The organism is Paenibacillus polymyxa (assembly GCF_015710975.1).
In the GTDB taxonomy this organism is placed as follows: domain Bacteria; phylum Bacillota; class Bacilli; order Paenibacillales; family Paenibacillaceae; genus Paenibacillus; species Paenibacillus polymyxa.
This window is the reverse complement of the sequence record NZ_CP049783.1, coordinates 4623278-4640023: the sequence shown is the minus strand read 5'-3', so window position 1 is coordinate 4640023 and position 16746 is coordinate 4623278. Positions and strand designations below refer to the sequence as shown.

Annotated in this window: 26 protein-coding genes; 7 read left to right on the top strand and 19 right to left on the bottom strand. The window is 38.8% G+C overall.

The genetic code is table 11. The annotated features are described in order from the left end of the window. Positions 1–100: 100 nt before the first annotated feature. Positions 101–322, top strand: coding sequence for a DUF6199 family natural product biosynthesis protein (locus tag G7035_RS21380; RefSeq protein ID WP_016821990.1), 222 nt, complete (start codon positions 101–103; stop codon positions 320–322). Positions 323–1045: 723 nt separating this feature from the next. Further along, entirely contained in the window at positions 1046–1258 is a 213-nt protein-coding gene (locus tag G7035_RS21375; RefSeq protein ID WP_016821992.1) for a helix-turn-helix domain-containing protein, read from the top strand. A 241-nt stretch (positions 1259–1499) separates the two neighbouring features. Here the strand turns inward: G7035_RS21375 and G7035_RS21370 are convergent, their stop codons facing one another. From G7035_RS21370 to G7035_RS21350, 5 genes are all read right to left on the bottom strand, one after another. Further along, the gene (locus G7035_RS21370; RefSeq protein WP_016821993.1) at positions 1500–1895 is read right to left on the bottom strand and encodes a LytTR family transcriptional regulator DNA-binding domain-containing protein; all 396 of its coding nucleotides are present in this window, start codon (positions 1893–1895) and stop codon (positions 1500–1502) included. 14 nt (positions 1896–1909) lie between these two features. After that, the gene (locus G7035_RS21365; protein ID WP_016821994.1) at positions 1910–2056 is read right to left on the bottom strand and encodes a cyclic lactone autoinducer peptide; all 147 of its coding nucleotides are present in this window, start codon (positions 2054–2056) and stop codon (positions 1910–1912) included. Beyond that, positions 2034–2588: an accessory gene regulator ArgB-like protein gene (locus G7035_RS21360; protein ID WP_016821995.1), complete on the bottom strand. Its 555-nt coding sequence runs from the start codon at positions 2586–2588 to the stop codon at positions 2034–2036. Before G7035_RS21360 ends, G7035_RS21365 begins: the two co-directional genes overlap by 23 nt. Further along, a complete protein-coding gene (locus tag G7035_RS21355; protein ID WP_029515055.1) occupies positions 2566–3198 on the bottom strand; it encodes a hypothetical protein in 633 nt (210 codons plus the stop codon). Before G7035_RS21355 ends, G7035_RS21360 begins: the two co-directional genes overlap by 23 nt. A 124-nt stretch (positions 3199–3322) precedes the next feature. Continuing rightward, the gene (locus tag G7035_RS21350; protein WP_016821997.1) at positions 3323–3655 is read right to left on the bottom strand and encodes a YolD-like family protein; all 333 of its coding nucleotides are present in this window, start codon (positions 3653–3655) and stop codon (positions 3323–3325) included. Positions 3656–3806: 151 nt separating this feature from the next. Between G7035_RS21350 and G7035_RS21345 the strand changes: the two genes are divergently transcribed. Next, the gene (locus tag G7035_RS21345; RefSeq protein WP_019687460.1) at positions 3807–4409 is read left to right on the top strand and encodes a hypothetical protein; all 603 of its coding nucleotides are present in this window, start codon (positions 3807–3809) and stop codon (positions 4407–4409) included. A 219-nt stretch (positions 4410–4628) separates the two neighbouring features. Here the strand turns inward: G7035_RS21345 and G7035_RS27940 are convergent, their stop codons facing one another. From G7035_RS27940 to G7035_RS21330, 4 genes are all read right to left on the bottom strand, one after another. Further along, positions 4629–4685, bottom strand: a complete 57-nt coding sequence (locus G7035_RS27940) for a hypothetical protein (protein WP_241764007.1) — start codon at positions 4683–4685, stop codon at positions 4629–4631. Between the two features lie 135 nt (positions 4686–4820). Continuing rightward, on the bottom strand, positions 4821–5207 hold the full coding sequence (locus G7035_RS21340) for a hypothetical protein (protein ID WP_019687461.1): 387 nt from the start codon (positions 5205–5207) through the stop codon (positions 4821–4823). 14 nt (positions 5208–5221) lie between these two features. Next, on the bottom strand, positions 5222–6367 hold the full coding sequence (locus G7035_RS21335; protein WP_182096049.1) for a hypothetical protein: 1146 nt from the start codon (positions 6365–6367) through the stop codon (positions 5222–5224). Positions 6368–6620: 253 nt separating this feature from the next. Then, positions 6621–7667 carry a fibronectin type III domain-containing protein gene (locus G7035_RS21330; protein ID WP_019687463.1) on the bottom strand — a complete coding sequence of 349 codons (1047 nt, stop codon included), beginning with the start codon at positions 7665–7667 and terminating at the stop codon, positions 6621–6623. Between the two features lie 158 nt (positions 7668–7825). On the opposite strand from G7035_RS21330, the gene G7035_RS27500 reads away from it, so the two are divergent. After that, positions 7826–8593, top strand: coding sequence for a hypothetical protein (locus G7035_RS27500; RefSeq protein WP_019687464.1), 768 nt, complete (start codon positions 7826–7828; stop codon positions 8591–8593). Positions 8594–8618: 25 nt separating this feature from the next. Here the strand turns inward: G7035_RS27500 and G7035_RS21320 are convergent, their stop codons facing one another. The 5 genes from G7035_RS21320 to G7035_RS21300 all read right to left on the bottom strand — a co-directional run bounded on the left by G7035_RS21320 (position 8619) and on the right by G7035_RS21300 (position 11699). Beyond that, positions 8619–8861, bottom strand: a complete 243-nt coding sequence (locus G7035_RS21320) for a hypothetical protein (protein WP_019687465.1) — start codon at positions 8859–8861, stop codon at positions 8619–8621. Positions 8862–8953: 92 nt separating this feature from the next. Beyond that, entirely contained in the window at positions 8954–9400 is a 447-nt protein-coding gene (locus tag G7035_RS21315; RefSeq protein ID WP_019687466.1) for a NucA/NucB deoxyribonuclease domain-containing protein, read from the bottom strand. Positions 9401–9789: 389 nt separating this feature from the next. Beyond that, positions 9790–10245: a hypothetical protein gene (locus G7035_RS21310; protein ID WP_019687467.1), complete on the bottom strand. Its 456-nt coding sequence runs from the start codon at positions 10243–10245 to the stop codon at positions 9790–9792. A 122-nt stretch (positions 10246–10367) separates the two neighbouring features. Continuing rightward, complete coding sequence (locus G7035_RS21305; RefSeq protein ID WP_019687468.1) at positions 10368–11078, bottom strand: C39 family peptidase; 711 nt, start codon at positions 11076–11078, stop codon at positions 10368–10370. Between the two features lie 174 nt (positions 11079–11252). Further along, positions 11253–11699 (bottom strand): NucA/NucB deoxyribonuclease domain-containing protein, encoded by a 447-nt coding sequence (locus tag G7035_RS21300; RefSeq protein ID WP_019687469.1) that lies wholly within the window; start codon positions 11697–11699, stop codon positions 11253–11255. 612 nt (positions 11700–12311) lie between these two features. Between G7035_RS21300 and G7035_RS21295 the strand changes: the two genes are divergently transcribed. Then, positions 12312–12818: a hypothetical protein gene (locus G7035_RS21295; protein WP_019687471.1), complete on the top strand. Its 507-nt coding sequence runs from the start codon at positions 12312–12314 to the stop codon at positions 12816–12818. A 30-nt stretch (positions 12819–12848) separates the two neighbouring features. Continuing rightward, positions 12849–13106, top strand: a complete 258-nt coding sequence (locus G7035_RS21290) for a hypothetical protein (RefSeq protein ID WP_014599905.1) — start codon at positions 12849–12851, stop codon at positions 13104–13106. A gap of 204 nt (positions 13107–13310) precedes the next feature. On the opposite strand, the gene G7035_RS21285 is transcribed toward G7035_RS21290, so the two are convergent. Next, on the bottom strand, positions 13311–13655 hold the full coding sequence (locus G7035_RS21285) for a hypothetical protein (RefSeq protein WP_019687473.1): 345 nt from the start codon (positions 13653–13655) through the stop codon (positions 13311–13313). Between the two features lie 308 nt (positions 13656–13963). On the opposite strand from G7035_RS21285, the gene G7035_RS21280 reads away from it, so the two are divergent. After that, positions 13964–14389 carry a hypothetical protein gene (locus G7035_RS21280; RefSeq protein ID WP_019687474.1) on the top strand — a complete coding sequence of 142 codons (426 nt, stop codon included), beginning with the start codon at positions 13964–13966 and terminating at the stop codon, positions 14387–14389. 44 nt (positions 14390–14433) lie between these two features. Here the strand turns inward: G7035_RS21280 and G7035_RS21275 are convergent, their stop codons facing one another. From G7035_RS21275 to G7035_RS21260, 4 genes are read right to left on the bottom strand one after another with little or no spacing between them, the layout of a single operon-like run. Beyond that, positions 14434–15024 (bottom strand): phage holin, LLH family, encoded by a 591-nt coding sequence (locus tag G7035_RS21275; RefSeq protein WP_019687475.1) that lies wholly within the window; start codon positions 15022–15024, stop codon positions 14434–14436. 2 nt (positions 15025–15026) lie between these two features. Then, positions 15027–16016 (bottom strand): GH25 family lysozyme, encoded by a 990-nt coding sequence (locus tag G7035_RS21270; protein WP_019687476.1) that lies wholly within the window; start codon positions 16014–16016, stop codon positions 15027–15029. After that, complete coding sequence (locus G7035_RS21265; RefSeq protein WP_019687477.1) at positions 15994–16497, bottom strand: phage holin family protein; 504 nt, start codon at positions 16495–16497, stop codon at positions 15994–15996. Before G7035_RS21265 ends, G7035_RS21270 begins: the two co-directional genes overlap by 23 nt. Next, entirely contained in the window at positions 16472–16693 is a 222-nt protein-coding gene (locus G7035_RS21260) for a hypothetical protein (RefSeq protein ID WP_019687478.1), read from the bottom strand. The genes G7035_RS21265 and G7035_RS21260 overlap by 26 nt, the downstream gene beginning before the upstream one ends. Between the last annotated feature and the right edge of the window lie 53 nt (positions 16694–16746).

Genomic DNA, 16746 nt, shown 5'->3' with positions numbered 1-16746 from the left:
AGGGCAAAGCCCTCTTATTTTTGTTTCATCTGCTCTTGGGGACAATGCTTTCTATCTGTCGTTCATTTTTGGTATAATTTACCCAAAGGAGGGTGATCAAATGGGAATCATGCTTATTCTTATTGCTATTATTTTTTTCTCGCTTGGTATTTTAAGTAAACGAAATCCCACTTGGGGATGGCGTGCAAACGAAGCCTGGAAGATCAAAGGTGATTCAGAACCAAGCGATGCTTACATTGATGACATGAAATTTAGGGGCTCTGTATCTATTCTCTTTGGGTTCTTTTTCTTAGCATGTGGGCTTTTGGTTATCTTACTGTAATCGCACTTCCTTAAACTTCAAAGCTCGACCAGCGAATGTAGTAGCAGTTCCATAACTGGCTTCATAGATTTCACACTTTTCTTTTTTTGTTTCTAAACACTTCTTTGCGCCCTGCTGGCGTTTGTATTCTTCCCAGTCTACTTCGTATTGTGGGAGACTACTACGTAGTCCAAGAAAATGATGCATTACCCACAAAACAAAAAATCCCTCAACGCTTAGAGCGCCAAGGGATTCCACATTTTAGTAAAGCGTCAGATATTGATCACGTTCCCATTGATGTACTTGGGTTCTGTTTATGTACGAATTTATCACTTCATCTTTTCCTTTATTAGGATAACGATTTATAGAACATTTCATCAGAAACGTTGTTCGTATTCTATCATAACTTTTCATGAATTGGGGGACGTTTGGGGGACGCTTAGGGGGACGATTTTAACCAATGAAGGGCAGATGGGAGTGAACCATTCTACCCTGTTTACATACTACTTTACGAAAGTGAATTCATGAATCCACGAAGGAGCTTCTACTATTACAACGACCGGCAGGGCAATCCCAAATACTTGAAGCATGGATAAGGTATAAATTTCTGCATTCTCTTTTTTTATGTCCCATTTAATCTTTAATCTGTGTATTTGCATTGATGCACGTCCTTTGTCGTATTTACTGGAGTGCCTCTCAGTGATATAATTTGCAACGAATAGATACCTACTGGAGGATCTCTGATTGAAAATCTCCCGTGGGAGATGCCGATTAAAGGAACTACTCGAAGAACGTCGTATAAAACAAATCGATCTTGCTAGACGCACTGGCTATAGCAGACATTTGATCTCCAATTGGGCCAACAATCAGGATAAAATGTCTGCTGATGTTATGATTAACGTAGCCTATGCCCTCGATTGTAAAATGGAAGACTTATACGAACTGATCTTTGAGTGAGCCTGTTGGCTCTCCCTCGGATAAAAGTATGGTTAAACCATACTTTTTACAGATAACTCTGCCCTCCTCCCTTTTTTCATTTTCCAAAACAATTATGTCTATAATCGGACATATCAATTTTTGACATAACTATACTACTATTTAATCCCAATATTAGGGTCTTGGCAACAAAAATTCGGGCGCTGAATGTCTCTTAATATTCGACATTATAAGACACTTATTTTCGACAAAAAAAGAGTCGCTATTTTGTAGCAACTCCAGTGAAGATTATTTTGGAATTAATAAAACCCATTTCTTCAACAACCTCGTCAAATCGATGGTAAGCAATTGGACACCTTTTTGATGTTTTTGTTACTTCATCTTCAAAGTAAGCATCTTTGAAGATACCATTAACAATCTTTACTTTTTCTACATTAAGAGTGTTACTTCTATCCACATTCAAAAAACGATATCCGTTACTATTCAAAAAATTCTCCCAATGTCTCAAGGTTCCTACCATATAGTATGTTCTATCAAATGTATGAACCAGTATCTGGTCTCGCTTTCTCCCCTTAGAGATGAAAAGGACTTTGTCTACTAAAACATTTTCTCCTCTTTCTATACCTCCAGGATCTGCCGATACGGTTAAACTTAGCATTTAACATTCCCCGCTTACTTTAACAATTCTTTCGGTGGTTCGGGACTGTGAATCCATGACAGACTTGCCGTGCTCACTGATGCAACTGCAAGTGTTGTCAACATTGCAGCAATATTGTAATACATACTAGCCTTCACTTTACTCGGTTTGGTTTTCTTCATTTCTCACACCTCCTTCTATTAGTGTTAAACTCTGAACAAGAAAACTGGCAGCTACTACCGGAAAAGCCAACCACAGATTTAGAATAACAATTGCAACACCGATAAACTTTAACAACGGATAATGCTGCTTTGATATACGCGTCTTCCCCTCTACCCTTGATGGCGCGTAAACCAAGATAAGCACAATACTTATTATCGACGTAATAACGATCCAATTGTAATTAAAACTCGCGAAAGATAAAGCAGTAAGTAGAACTGTAGATACAACAATACACATTATATTGCTCTTTAAATGTAGCCCTCCTACAATTTGGCGCAACATTGAAAAAGATATCATCACTAGCAAAGCTTCCTGCATCCTATCCGTAAAAAATGATATACCGATAGTCAGTAAAATAATTGAAAATGTATTGATCGCAACGGCTATCCCATGTTTTAGAACATCTATAGATGAAGGATGATCAGGTACAACTGTTTTGATGTGAGTCGCAATATTAAGAGCGATGGAGTCAAGATTTTTTATAGTAATCACGCTCCGTTTTTAATGAATAATACAAAAACATGGCAGATGCTAAGGCAATAAATAGAATACTCAAAAAGAAATTATTGACGTAAAACATAAATGCACAAGCTGCCAATACTCCTACTATTAAGATAATAACGAGTATATACTCCCACTTAAAACGTAGATTTTCATAATCTGCTGTAAAGCCTATTTTGAATTTATACAGGAACCACGAAATAGCTAACACCCATGCACTGGTTACCGCTTGCGCTAACGATCCTTCTGCTGAGGTCTGCATCTCTGTTGTCAAGGTACCAAAAAGGATTAATATAATCGCCGCTTGGAATAACGTATACAAAAATGTACCTGTAATGGATATGATGGCTGCCCAAATAAACGGCATCCTAACAACAGTGGTTATCAATAACGTGAACAATATGATGTTTATGGTTGGAGCAAAGAAAGCCAAAGAAGTTTCTTCCCTTAAAATGAAACTTTGCAAATTCATTATCAATCCAATAAATAATGCAGGCCATACATAGTCTAAAGCCCTGACTCTAAAAATAGTTAACATTAAAACGAACGCTGCAAATGTTTCTACAGTCGAGAAAAGCAAGAACCTAATAGGCTCCCACATAACACATAACCCCTTCACATAATTGGTAACAAATATGCTTTAATTCTATATTTGTTACTTGTTAGAGGCAATCCAATTACCATGTTAAATGGAAGTATTTATGTATTATGTGAGGTAATTATTTTCAGCGTGCTGATATAATATCCTCAAGCTTAATCCAGCTAAAATCATCCTCACCGCGAAACAGTTTTACTTCTCTACGCGCTGTGTTAATTGACGTAACTACACCAGTCATTACCTCATCATCAAACGGGCTAAATACGGTCACAGTGACGGCATTGCGTGAGTTGTAAGAGTCTATTAGCGCCTGTTCGATCAATTGTACCTCTTGATCGTCTAGCTCTGGCTTTCCTCTCCGTTGTCGGTCCTTCATGAGCTTCAGATAAGCCTCTTTATGTTCTGGTATGATAATCCGGCTGCTTTCCCACAACCCGTTACCTTCTAATTTTTTAGACATGTTTGTAGCCTCCTGATGTATTATGTAGAAATTATATTACGAACATACGTTCTAGACAAGACTTTTTGCCTTCTGAATCTAGAACTTTTATACTAGAAAAATATTCCTAGGTCTGATAGACTATACGAAAATACAAAATCAGGGGGATAATATGAAATTTGTAACAGGTATATTGGTGGCTGCCGCATTTATAACGCTTGCAGCTTGCTCACCTAAGCAATCTGCCACAACAAATGACACCAAACAAGCTGCTACTACGGCAACGACTTCTACTACACCAGCAGAACCAGTGGAACAAAAGCAAGAAGATACGGTTACACCTATTAAAAAGGGCGAGACAGTTACAATACAAGATTTCGCTGATATAACAGTAACGGGAAATAAGATTTCGAAAAAAATCGAACCCTCTAAACCGGGAGACTTCCACACACTATACGAATCCAAAGAAACAGACTCCACCTTCTTTGCTCTAATCATTAAAGCCAAAAATCTTGGGGCAGAAGGAATTAAGGCGGATAAAATAGCGGAAGTAAACCTAAAATTCGATAACAAATATGATTATGATACATTCAGCACTATTGAGGAACGTGGCGGTGAAGACTTTACTTACACCAACATAACCAGCGTTGACCCACTTAAAACGGGAACACTGTACTATCTTTCAGAGATACCCAATGAGGTGGCTAAAAGTGAGAAGCCATTAAAAGCAGAGATAAAGATTCAGGATAAAGTTTACGAATATACGATCAGATAAAAAAAACAGCCCCGGGGCAATCCGGGGTTTTAATATTTCTATAACCATTATGACTTTTGTCAACAAAGGTAATTCCATTGCCTGTATAAAATGAATATGATAACATAAGAATAGAAAAAGGGAACGGCTACCACCGCTCCCCTGTACGACTTACCGCTATAAGAGCGGTCAGCAATTGAGGTTTGATCCAGAAATAGACCGTATCCTCGCCAGGGCGGTCTATTTCCGTTTATGGAAAGAAAGTATCAGAATCACCAACGTTGCGAATTGAATCATCAACATCAGTGTGTCTTTAACTTCCATGGCGTCACCTCCCTTCCGGGAGATTAGCCGACCGTCCTTTATAGCCGTTTTGTCGCACAATCCAGATTATACCACAAAAAAGTCCTAGGTAGGTTCGGAGACTTGCTTTTATTTTTCCATTAATTTATTAAATATCTCTCTATCATTGGGAGTAAAGTCGGAAATCCGTTTCTTTTTCACGTATGTGTTGGTACTTGAATCCAATTTAATGAAGCTATTTTCACCAACCACGTATACGATATTTTCTTCTATTTTATAAGACAGAACGTTATCAATCACTGAATTTGGGGCTTCAATTTGATGAGTGTATAGTATTGGAGGATCACCCGCTCCTCCGCCCCTGTAAATCTGAAAAGTCCCATCTCCAAAAAACTCTAACGTATCTTTTCCATAAGGGTACTTCTTAATCGTGTCGTCTCCAGAATTTTCTAAAAAAATTATAGTAGTAGTTATTACTAGTAGAGAGATCAAGATGTAGATGTATCTGCGTTTCATCTGCAATTCACACCTCACTTCCAAGCCTTTTTTGTATCAGTTACTGTAACATAAGATGTATACTCATTGAGTGTTCCCCATGATTCCATTAAATTTGTTAGATTGGCCGCAGCCCAACCGAGTTTGTTGTCCCCAGTAAACATTTGTTTAAAATTATATTCAAAATTATATTTATCATAATATATTGTAGTAATTTCCCATTGTCCTTTTACATATGTTCCATCTATTTTGTACTTCATTTTGTGAAAAGCGTTATACAAATCTCTGTCACTTTCAATTGCAATAGACCCATCACTTGAAAAACTTTTAACTTTTTTGTCATTAGCTTTTTGTACTGCTTTATCAATTACATACATATTATGTTCTTTGGATTTTTTAATTTGCTGCGCCTCATACGACCACTCGTTAAAGTGTAAATGTCCTGGTTTGTAATCAAGTGAATGTTTAAGTAAATTGGCTGTAATGTCTCCGTACTTCTTTCGAGCTATAGGAACAGCTACTAATGTAAATGCTTTACGATCAGGATAATGTAATACAGTATCTGTCGAATTCTTTACCTTCTCTACGCCTCGCACCCAAGTCTTTTCTAGTTCTACCATCGGATTTTCAAACGGAAAAGTATTATTTCCTGCATACATTAGCATATTCTTACTATATGCGCCTTCCAGTACTTTTTGCGAGACATCAGACTGATCCTTTTCTCTTGTTTCCTTAGGTTCTAACTGAGGACTGTATTGAATTTTTCCCAATTGATCTTCTTTTTGTTTTAAAACAAGTTCAAACTCAAGGATCTCTTTGCTGGTATCAATCTGTTCTTGATACTCATCTACGTAAGCGTGTGTAAACGTAATATCTCGAATTGTGTTTTCATTTCTAACGATTTGGATATTACATTTGCGATAGTAATCCTCACTATCAGGTTTATATTCTGTGTTTGCCCATGTATACAGCATGTTGGAATTATCCGCATTGTCTATAACTGAAGGAAGCGAATGAAGCGGAATTTTGCTTCGAATATGTAGCGAATGAGCCAAGTTTGTAGACTTAGCTGAAAGGTTTATGGAACTATTATTCTTATAAGTAAAGCCAGTGATTTCACCTTTTACAAACTCAATTGGCTCACCACCGGATTTGCGTTCTATTCTTAATGAAATACTCATTAAAATAATCTCCTTTGTTAATTTAATCTGGTTTTGTAGGAAAAATTTATGAAAACTAATTTCCAAATATTAATATATACGAAAAATATTAAATAGTAAATATATTTTCAACGTGGTAAAGGACGACAATTGAGTTTCGTAACCGCGGCAAATTATATGAAGAAGCTAAAACGAAATATAATCCAGCCTAACACAGGCCTGTTAAAAACGATAAAAGCTCCGCCGACCAATTAAGGTTAGCAGAGCTTTTTACTTATTTAGAGTATTCACTTACTTCAAACGTTAGGATACGATCATACAGCATATAATCCTTTCGGCTGCTGAATGGACCTTTATTGTTATCGTGCTTATTGATAGCATATGATGCTGGTCCAGAACCAGCCTGCTTACTTTCGTACCATGAGATAAAGTCATTGACCTCTTTCATGCTTAGGTCAAATTCCTTCTCCAATCCTGTTGTCATAGTGACCACTAATATTGCGCGATCTCCAGTAGTTGGTTCTGGATCAGGTTGACTGCCTCCTCCTTGTGGAGTTGCAGATGCTTCATTGGAATATTCAGAATCAACGCCATTCACCTTAGCATTTACTACAAAGTAGTATTTTGTTCCATTGGTCAGTCCCGGAATAACGAAATTACCGTAAGCATCTTTAGTAGCTGTGGTGGTTTCAGTGTATTTGCCGGATTCTGTTCCGTATTTGACCGTATAGCTCTCCGCATCATTCACCAAATCCCAATTTAATTTAACCTGGCTATCTCCACCCATTGCCTCTAAATTTATAGGAACGCTTTGGCCTACCAACCTTCCATCTTCATTAATGTCAATTGCATCGACATAAAATTCTTTAGCATCCTTATTCGTTATAATTACATGGTGAATAGAATTAGTTAATCCTGTTTTCTCAAAGTTCAATGTTTGATATGATACTCCCTCTCTATACATAGACATTTGTTCTTTGACTCCGTCTATGGAGACTTCTATGTTTTTAGATGCTCCAATGTAAAGGACTCCTATAACTCTCATCTTGTTTCCATAAAATTTAAACTCTACTGAATCCCCAATACCACTGGTAACTTTATGAGTACCACCATAATATGAGTTGCTCGTCGAATAAGCTAACCAGTTACCATTATATCTAATTGCTGTTGCTGTCTCATTGTAACGTTCCCATCCTACTTCTGGTTCAGTAAGCCCTTGTCCCACAGACGCCGCATATAAATTCGAATTCAATAGTAAACCTGCTGTAAATAAAAAAACTCCAAATAAAACACTGATTTTTTTTATAAATTTCATATTCACAAAATTTCCCCCTAAGTAATCTGTTGAACAGATTCTAAAGTAATCTATTTCTCAGAACTTGTCTAAACATAAATTTGAATATATAGACATTAATGTTTAGACATTCCTTTTTTATTTTTATATTCTGATAAAACAAATACCACAAAAGGGGAATATATATGAAAAAACTATCTACTTTATTTTTATTATCTTTAATTCTTTTATTCGGTTTTAATCAAGGAGTTTATGCAGCAACAGTAGGTGATTCTCTTACCTTCCCAGAAGAAGGATGGAATCGCTATGATGACACTGACTCCCATATTCAATATGAAGGCGATGGATGGTTTAAATCTACAAACGGGACCTTTTATAATGGCTCTGAAACATTGACTAATGACAACAATGAAAAGTTCATTAAATTTAATTTCACAGGAACAAAAATAAGGCTCATTACTACCGTATCCATTTGGAAAACTCAGAATTATACGCTGTCACTTGATGGAATCGAATATCCTTATACTCAGTACAATAAAAGAAGTGCTTTTCAAGCTATTTCGTTTGAGAAAACGGGCTTGCCACAAGGAGAACACACATTAATAATTAAAACTAATGGTGCTATTGGAATGGATGCATTTGATATTGATGGGATATTGAAAACTTATAACCCAGATATAAAAAATACTCCTGGTCAAGATACACCTAAGGATATCGGCCGAGCTATTTTAGTTGTCACTATGGATACTGGTCTTGAAAAAGAGTTCGACCTGAGTATGAAAGAAGTGAACGATTTTATTGCCTGGTATGAGGCTAAACAAGCAGGTTCAGGTACGGCTTCCTATGCAATCAATAAACACAAGAATAACATAGGTCCTTTTAGCAGTCGCAATTACTACGTAATATTCAATAAAATACTCACATTTGAAGTAAGCGAGTATTCAACTAAATAATAAACAACAAAGGACTCCATACTGGTTACAGTTCATACATACCAGCGGAGTCCTTTTTCACATCTACTCTAAATTCAAATTGATTCCGTATGTAATAAGCTCCAGCAATCTTAACCGAATCAGGCGAAAACTTTTCTATAGTGCCGCCATAGTCTACAATCGATACCATATCCTCTCTCAACGACTGAACAACGTACACTCTTGCTTGACTTAATGCAGCAGCAAATAGTTCTATATCCGACTTTAACACTTTATATGTATGGTTCATGCTGATCACCTCGATAATTCTTTCGCTGAACGGTATAGTAATTCCTTCAATAAAAAAATCCCCGCCGACCGATTAAGGTTAGCGGAGAGTTTCTAATTCACGATAAATTCAACTTTTGTCCCATCTGCGTAGTCGTCTAACTTGTGACCTACCCACGATCCAGCTCCACGATTATCCTTTGGACTTATGTACTTTATGTCTGCACCTTCTCCACCTTCTGCACACATCGCCATAGGCCACTCGTCGCGGTCTTTGCCTTTTTTAGTGGGTACACCTTTCAGAGATAGTTCACGGTTATGGTCGGCTCCTTCGCGGTCTATGGTGCATACTGGTGACTTACCGGCTGCAATAGCCTCCTTGATGTGCTGGGCCGTTTCTGGGTACTTGGCTGACGGAAATTCCAGCTTAATCATGTCTGCCGACACCTGCGTTACTGGAACGGCTACAGGGTCGCTCTCAGTGGTCTTTACAACGTCTTGTTGTACGCTGCAGCCAGCTAATAGGATTGTAATCATTACGGTAAATATCCATCTAAACATATGTAAACCTCCCTAAACGTAAAAACACCCCACCGGCTTGAGCCAGCAGAGTGCTACCGATGCTTTCGGTTTATAAGATAAGTATAATTGTTTTGGGTGATTTTGTAAATGTAATATGTATGTACAATGCTGATCACCTCAGAATAGGTTTTATGAGATATTCTTTGTTGTAGGTAATCTGTAACGGCTTTTCCATATTACCGAACATTTTTCTTAACAGCCTAAGAATGTGTACTCTATAGTAAATTCCTGCTGGCAATTCTGGCCGCTGCTCATCCCATCTTTACGTAGATCATAACATGGGTATGCTTAATTAATGATTTTACTAGGCTATATAATGAGCAGAAGAAAAGCACCTATATAGGTGCTTTTCAAACAGAAAGCAATTCTCAACGATCAAAATCCCTCTTAATATTCAAGCTATAACCAAGTCCTTTACCGTTACCACCCCAAGCGCCATCATGACCTACAACTTTAAAATAGATCACATCCCCAGGGAGCAGGCCACTAGTGCCACAGACATCTTTCTTCCCTTGTCCATTGTCTTGAGCTTCAAGTACCTCTTCTTCACCTTTATCAGGAAAGTAAGCAACTATATCATAATTGATATATTGTTGACTTTTTAAAGTGGCAATTGCCCCCATTTCTTTGCTCGAAGTATTTACTACTTTAAACCAATCTACATCATTTTTGTCCAGATATGATCCAAAATTAAAGTTACTACTTTGTACATTTAAGGCTGTTTCTCTAGTGTCATTCTGACCAGATATTGCGAAAGCACTTTGCGACAATGTCAATGTCAATGTCGCAGCAAAAAGGACTGATAATACCTTTCTTATTTTCATGTTTATTCCACCTTTCGTCATTATAAAGAATCAGCCGATTCGATTCTATTTTATTACATATCATATTAAGATTTGAGACGCGCTTGATTTACAATTATTGATATTTTGTAGATTATTTATTATTATTTGCTTCCCATTTTTAGTCTATAAACTGCATCAAAATCTGACGGTCTCCATTCATAATTAACATTCCCTTCTTTCCAGGTTGTATGAAGTATGAGTTTTCTTTCCTGGCCAGAGGCATTTTGCTTATAACCAACAATAACTAGAGCATGTCCGCCTTCTATTGATCTTCTATCATCTTGGTATCTTTTCATTGTTAGCCAAAGAGGTCTACCTGCATTAATTTCCTCTGTTATCAGATTCCAAGCTTTTTCTTGTGCAGAGTTTGTGGCAAAACCATAGCCCCCAAATGAATATATATACCCTACATCATCTAAATATCTAGCAAAGGCATTTACTGCTCGTACGAAGGGCACGCCGCCATCTTTGTCAGGATGGAAATATTTATCTGCCAAAATATCTTGTAGTTCATCATCTGATACGCCACGGTCAATTAATAATGGATATCCATGACTCTCCCAATACTTGATAATCATAGCTGCCGATGATATGGTACATCCTCTTCCCCAATCGAAGTCGGGCACGTCTGAAATTCTTTTCAGTGCAATAATACTTGGGGTAATAACTTGAGTAATATCTGGAGTAGTAGATTGAGTGGAATAAGTAGAGTCCGTAACAGTGGTTACCTGATCAGCAAAGGCAGCGTTTTCAGGAAGTAAACCTACAACAACAGAACCAAGCAAAGCGGGAATCATAATTTTTTTAAGCATTTTGATCCTCCATTTTTTTGGTATTATATTCAATACATTTCCATAATATAGAACATTTCGCGATTCAACTGTGATTGATTTCACACAACACTATAATCTATTTACATCTAACCTAAATTCAAACTGATCAATGAAAAAAGCTCTGCCAACCAATCAAGGTTAGCTGAGCTTTTGCTATTTCACGATAAATTCAACTTTTGTTCCGTCTGCATATTCATCCAACTTGTGACCGACCCACGATCCAGCTCCACGATTATCCTTTGGACTTATGTACTTAATGTCTGCACCCTTTCCACCTTCGGAGCACATCGCCATAGGCCACTCGTCGCGGTCTTTGCCCTTTTTGGTGGGCACACCCTTTAGGGACAACTCACGATTATGGTCGGCTCCATCACGGTCTATGGTGCATACTGGTGATTTTCCCGCCTGAATGGCTTCCTTGATGTGCTGGGCCGTTTCTGGGTACTTCTCTGACGGGAATTCCAGCTTGACCGTATTGGCAGATACCTGCGTTACCGGAACGGCTACAGGGTCGCTCTTAGCGGTCTTTACAACTTCCTGTTGTACGCTGCAGCCAGCTAATAGGATTGTAATTAGTACGGTAAATATCCACCTAAACATATGTAAACCTCCCTAAACGTAAAAACACCCCACCGGCTTGAGCCAGCAGAGTGCTACCGATGCTTTCGGATTATAAGATAAGTATAATTGTTTTGGGTGATTTTGTAAATGCAATATGTATGTTCATACTGAAAGCCTCTGCAAATATTATATGTAAACAAGTGTTCGTTGTCCAAGGCAAAAAAAGAGCAGTTAGAGTTCTATTCCTCCTGCCCTTTTCTGTTTTCGATCTGGTGCATTTCAATTACTCTTGATCCTTTGGATACTTTATTAGGGTGGCTATAGCCACCTTCAAGGCTCAAGCTCCAATTGAATTGAGCTATTTAGCACGGGGCTGAATGAATGCTGCTAAAAATGTGGATGCGACTCCAAGCTGAAGCCCAAGCATCCGGAACGCGGCAGCTCTCTCCGATTCGAACGAGATCCACGCAGCGCTATAGCGCCCACTGGCGTCACATAGGCGTTGTTGACAAAAATCTACAACTCTATTTAATAGAAAGATGAGGTTACAATGATATGGAAAATATAACCTATATGTTCCATCAATGGTTTACTTCATCCTTATATTTAAGGATTTAGTATAAAAATAATTTGGAAGAGGTGCGTATTAAAATGAGTAAAAAACTGTCGTCTCTATTTTTATCCTTTCTAATTTCAGTGATATTAGTTGTCCCGGTATCTGCCCAAAGCGTCACCCCTACTCAAGATCAGTCCTCATCAGTCGAAAATTCTATTCAAGCTCAGCCCTTATCAGTCGAACCATCTTCTTCACAATTAGCTCCTGATTCCTCAAATTCCAATGAAAGTATCCAATCAATAATAGCGCCTGTGTGGGTAACCAAATCGTTTAATGTAACTAAGAATGGAAGAACAGTAACGGTGGAGTGGGGTATTGCAACGGACTCAATTATAAGAGAAGTCAATGCTTCTTTTAAAACGGGAGCCGGTTGGACGGAAGCTACCAGTTTTAAAGGGCCGAATACTGGGGGAGTAACTCTCAGTCAAACATGGGAATACAGTCAACCAGGGACTTACACAGTCGGCGGAGTTGCTCAACTTTATACAGATAAAGGACCTGCATCTTGCTTTTCGCCTCCAAGAGTAGTAGTTATTAATTAAAGAGTATTTCTACACTTGAGAGGTGAGGAATTGAAAGTTATCGAATTAGCAATTGTATTAAATGATAAAGAGGGCTACTACGCTGAAAATTTCGACCTGGTTGCCCTGCCTTTTGTCCCAAGAAAAGGAGAAATGATTTTATGGAATAATAAACTTTATCGTGTGCTAGATGTTATGTATAGTTTTGATACAAACCCGTACGACTATAATTTTGATGCTAGCCCAAGCACTCAAAGCTCGGTAGCTCATGATATAACCTATAAAGTTTTTTTGAAACCTGAAGATTAAACAGACATTAAATAAAGTATTTTCTTAGCCTAAGCACTAAGAAAATACTTTATTTGTTTTTAGCAATAGCACCCCCTATAAAACAGAAAAACACCCCACCAGCGTATGCCAGCAGGGTATCACCGATGCTTTCGGATTGAAGAGCGTTGTTTTCTTACGTGTGAAATTGTTTATAAACGAAAATAAGAGTTATTAGATACAATATTAGTATTTAATTCTAATCGTTACTGTTTCCACTTCACCACCAAATCTATCAACAGTCGATATCTCACCAGCATATGCTCCATCTCCAACAGAAATATTTTCTGGGTCTGGATATATTTTAATAAGCCCTCTTGGGGATACTGTAAAATCATTTGATTTTCCACTCCCCATGTAGTACCAATAACCTGGACCATATCCTAATTGATAAGTCTCATTCGGATGAAGAGTAACTGTATACCTAAGCGGTTTTGCATCAGCAACTGATGTAAAAGAAGAGAAGCTTGATACAGATAAACCAGTTGTTATAAGCACTCCTAAAAATAATGAAATAAACATTTTCTTCATAATAAGTCCCCTTTTCTCAGATATAGGCTTACTATAATTTACCACAGATGAATTTGTCAAGAATTTTCTGGAAAATAAATTTAAGGCTTCATAAATAAAAGACACCCCACCAACTTGAGTCAGTAAAGTGCCCCTATGGGTTTAAATTGCACAATGGTGCTTCCTTATATGTTGTTATCAGTATAATTCGTATGGTCTATATTGTGAATATATATAGAAAAAATTTCCTAGGCCTGATAGACTATATCAAAAACATTGTAATCTATGGATATTAAAAAGGTTGATTATTTGAGAAAGGAACTGCAAATATGAACGGTTTATCACTTACTACAATAGTTGGAATTTTTGGTGCTGTTGTTGGAGGAGCTTTAGGTATTTATTTCAGTTCGTATACTGATGTAGTATGGCTAAGTTACATTATAAGATTGTCACTCGCTGCCCTGTTCGGCTCTCTTTTTTCTTTTCTTGGTTGGTACCTAAACAAAGAGGGTCTTTTAGTTAACATATTTCAACTTATAAATTTATTAGTAGGACTATTATTATTCTATTTATTATTTTGTGTAGTTTCTTTTATTGTGTTGTCTTTTACACCTTTCTCTAAAGAACTTATAAATATTTATGGAACCTATATTCCAATTCCCTTGTCCTTTTTAGCAATAATAATATATATAAAAAAGAAAAAAATTAGCTTCAAAAAATCGTATGATACAACAGAAGACGATATATATTATTAAAAAAGCTACCCTACCAGCAAAAGCGGTAGGGTATTTGCTTTACCTTACTCCGTAGTTACAGGCATTTGAACAGCTTCTAACGGCGCTGAAATAGGTCCAGGTTCAGATTGCACCTGAGCAGGAACAGTATTGGCTACCTCTGCTGTAGCTTGAGCCAAAAAATCATTAAGCTTTGCAGCCAGACCAGATACAGCTTCCTTAGCTGCGGCTTGAGCTGCTTCTTCAGTGCTAACCTTGGCTGCTGTATCCGCTATAGTAGCTTCCTCCGTACTAACAGGTTCTTGCTTGGCTTTGGCTTTGTAGTCAAGGTACGCCTTTTCAATCGCCGCTTGGACTTCCACCTGAGTCAGTGTGATACCCTTTTGTTCCAACTGCCCGGTTACATAGGATAAAGCTTCTTGGAGTTTTTTAGATCCGTCAGCCTCTTTGTACGCCGTTTTAGCTAGGGAGAAACCTTCCTCAGCCAGCTTATGCAACAGGACGCGCTGCGACTCTGTTGTACGGGCATCTATCCATGTGTTGGCCTTCACCTTAATCGTATTAAGCCCAGCGATAACAATGGCTGTCAGGACTCCTAAAATTGCTGTAGCGATGGTACTTACATATGGTTGTACGGTTTCGATAATTGTTTGCATGATTATTTATCCCCTTTCAATTTCAAAGCAGCGATTTTATTTTTGGCATCCCATGAAACCTCAGCTCCGTAAGATTCTGCAATTGGCCGGAGTTGCACGTAAGCTGCACCTTCAACAAGTTGCACAGACTGCAATTTACGGCCGTCCAAATACGCCACCTTATTGGAGTTATCCCAATTGCAAGATACCCCAAGACCCATAGCCAAGGCCCACAGTGGCACATGAGTTTTCGAACCAAACAGCAGCGCCTTTCCCAGCGTCTTACCACCCACTTGGAATACAGCATCTTTTACGGACTCCTTCTTCGGTGCAGCAGTTCCCTTACCGAACCGCGCCCGCAGCTCGTCTACCGTGCCGTTGTACTCATTCAGATCCACCGGGCCAGCGATGCCAGCCACTTTACGTGTGCCGGACAGCAATGTGCCACCAGCCGAGCCATCGCTATACTGCCAGAAATCCCAGCGTGACCAACCAGATGCGCCAGCCGGGACCTGTGTGGCGCTGTACCGGGCAATCCACAATGGGTAATCTGATAAACCGCTGAAATTACCGATGAACGAAGGATATGTGTACACGATTGGTCGTACTCCAGTAAGCCGCTCAACTTCCGCCAGAAATGTCCTAGCTACGGCTGTAAGCGCCGCTTTGCTTAATCCGGACTTGTTGGACTCATAATCCATAACCGGCGGCAGATCGAAGGCCGCGATGCCTCCGGCTGAATTAATGGCGCTCACAAAGTTTGCAGCTTCCTTTCGGGCATCCTCTGGCGTTTTCGCAGAATCGTCTAAATAGTGATAGGCCCCGACCAGGACTCCGACAGCTCGTGCAGCCTGTGCATTACCGATGAATGTTTTGTCGCGGTATAACTTACCCTGACTGGCCTTAATAAAGGCAAAGGAAATGCCACTTGCCTTGACCGCCTTCCAATCAATCTTTCCTTGATAATGGGATACGTCTATTCCTTGGGCATTACCTTTTTTCCTTGCTTGCATCTTCCCTATCCCCTTCCTGACTTCCGCTTTTACTTTTTAGAACCTCAACCGCTTGTCGGATCACTGGTGGTATTGGCGCTCCAAGCCTGCCCCCGTTTTCCAGAATCGAAAGCAGCTCATTTGCCATATAAAAATAGGCGACCGCATCTCGGAATAGGTGCGAATCGCCTAAGACTCCATCAATTAGATGGGATACTGCTACCATTGCAAAAATAAATACCTTTCGAGCTATACCGATAAGACCAATCTTGCTTTTTAATCCTGGTCCGGTACCCTTCTTACCTTCTGCGGCAGCGGCAAATAATCCGGTCACATAATCAATAATGACCAGAGCAAGTAACACCCCCAATACTCCCGACCACCCACCGTAAAAGTACGTCACAGCGCTGCTTCCTAAAGCAGTACTGAACTTAAAAACCTCCCACTTATCCACCTTGCTTCCCCCGTCTCTCCGTTCAGGAAACTTTTCCTGAGCTATCATCGTCTACTTTCTGTTCCTTTTCTTCTTGAGCCTGTATCTCTGCTAATGCATTTCCTACCGCTATATCCATTCCCTCAAGTATTTCTTTACGTTTATGTGGCTGTGAAGCAATTACAGCAGAAATAACCTCAGTCAATTCTTCAACAGGTCTGGTTAGATCCAGTTGTATATCCAATGTAGATTTTATCTTTGCCATGGGTTTCGTCACCCCCTCAAGACGCAAAATAAGCCCCTGATTTATCAGAGGCT

What these genes read in the sequence shown, in the direction of transcription:
- G7035_RS21380 (WP_016821990.1), top strand. Translation starts at nt 101, where the DNA reads ATGGGAATCATGCTTATTCTTATTGCTATTATTTTTTTCTCGCTTGGT.
- G7035_RS21370 (WP_016821993.1), bottom strand. Translation starts at nt 1,895, where the DNA reads ATGCTAAGTTTAACCGTATCGGCAGATCCTGGAGGTATAGAAAGAGGA.
- G7035_RS21365 (WP_016821994.1), bottom strand. Translation starts at nt 2,056, where the DNA reads ATGAAGAAAACCAAACCGAGTAAAGTGAAGGCTAGTATGTATTACAAT.
- G7035_RS21355 (WP_029515055.1), bottom strand. Translation starts at nt 3,198, where the DNA reads ATGTGGGAGCCTATTAGGTTCTTGCTTTTCTCGACTGTAGAAACATTT.
- G7035_RS21350 (WP_016821997.1), bottom strand. Translation starts at nt 3,655, where the DNA reads ATGTCTAAAAAATTAGAAGGTAACGGGTTGTGGGAAAGCAGCCGGATT.
- G7035_RS21345 (WP_019687460.1), top strand. Translation starts at nt 3,807, where the DNA reads ATGAAATTTGTAACAGGTATATTGGTGGCTGCCGCATTTATAACGCTT.
- G7035_RS21340 (WP_019687461.1), bottom strand. Translation starts at nt 5,207, where the DNA reads ATGAAACGCAGATACATCTACATCTTGATCTCTCTACTAGTAATAACT.
- G7035_RS21335 (WP_182096049.1), bottom strand. Translation starts at nt 6,367, where the DNA reads ATGAGTATTTCATTAAGAATAGAACGCAAATCCGGTGGTGAGCCAATT.
- G7035_RS27500 (WP_019687464.1), top strand. Translation starts at nt 7,826, where the DNA reads ATGAAAAAACTATCTACTTTATTTTTATTATCTTTAATTCTTTTATTC.
- G7035_RS21320 (WP_019687465.1), bottom strand. Translation starts at nt 8,861, where the DNA reads ATGAACCATACATATAAAGTGTTAAAGTCGGATATAGAACTATTTGCT.
- G7035_RS21315 (WP_019687466.1), bottom strand. Translation starts at nt 9,400, where the DNA reads ATGTTTAGATGGATATTTACCGTAATGATTACAATCCTATTAGCTGGC.
- G7035_RS21310 (WP_019687467.1), bottom strand. Translation starts at nt 10,245, where the DNA reads ATGAAAATAAGAAAGGTATTATCAGTCCTTTTTGCTGCGACATTGACA.
- G7035_RS21305 (WP_019687468.1), bottom strand. Translation starts at nt 11,078, where the DNA reads ATGCTTAAAAAAATTATGATTCCCGCTTTGCTTGGTTCTGTTGTTGTA.
- G7035_RS21300 (WP_019687469.1), bottom strand. Translation starts at nt 11,699, where the DNA reads ATGTTTAGGTGGATATTTACCGTACTAATTACAATCCTATTAGCTGGC.
- G7035_RS21295 (WP_019687471.1), top strand. Translation starts at nt 12,312, where the DNA reads ATGAGTAAAAAACTGTCGTCTCTATTTTTATCCTTTCTAATTTCAGTG.
- G7035_RS21285 (WP_019687473.1), bottom strand. Translation starts at nt 13,655, where the DNA reads ATGAAGAAAATGTTTATTTCATTATTTTTAGGAGTGCTTATAACAACT.
- G7035_RS21280 (WP_019687474.1), top strand. Translation starts at nt 13,964, where the DNA reads ATGAACGGTTTATCACTTACTACAATAGTTGGAATTTTTGGTGCTGTT.
- G7035_RS21275 (WP_019687475.1), bottom strand. Translation starts at nt 15,024, where the DNA reads ATGCAAACAATTATCGAAACCGTACAACCATATGTAAGTACCATCGCT.
- G7035_RS21270 (WP_019687476.1), bottom strand. Translation starts at nt 16,016, where the DNA reads ATGCAAGCAAGGAAAAAAGGTAATGCCCAAGGAATAGACGTATCCCAT.
- G7035_RS21265 (WP_019687477.1), bottom strand. Translation starts at nt 16,497, where the DNA reads ATGATAGCTCAGGAAAAGTTTCCTGAACGGAGAGACGGGGGAAGCAAG.
- G7035_RS21260 (WP_019687478.1), bottom strand. Translation starts at nt 16,693, where the DNA reads ATGGCAAAGATAAAATCTACATTGGATATACAACTGGATCTAACCAGA.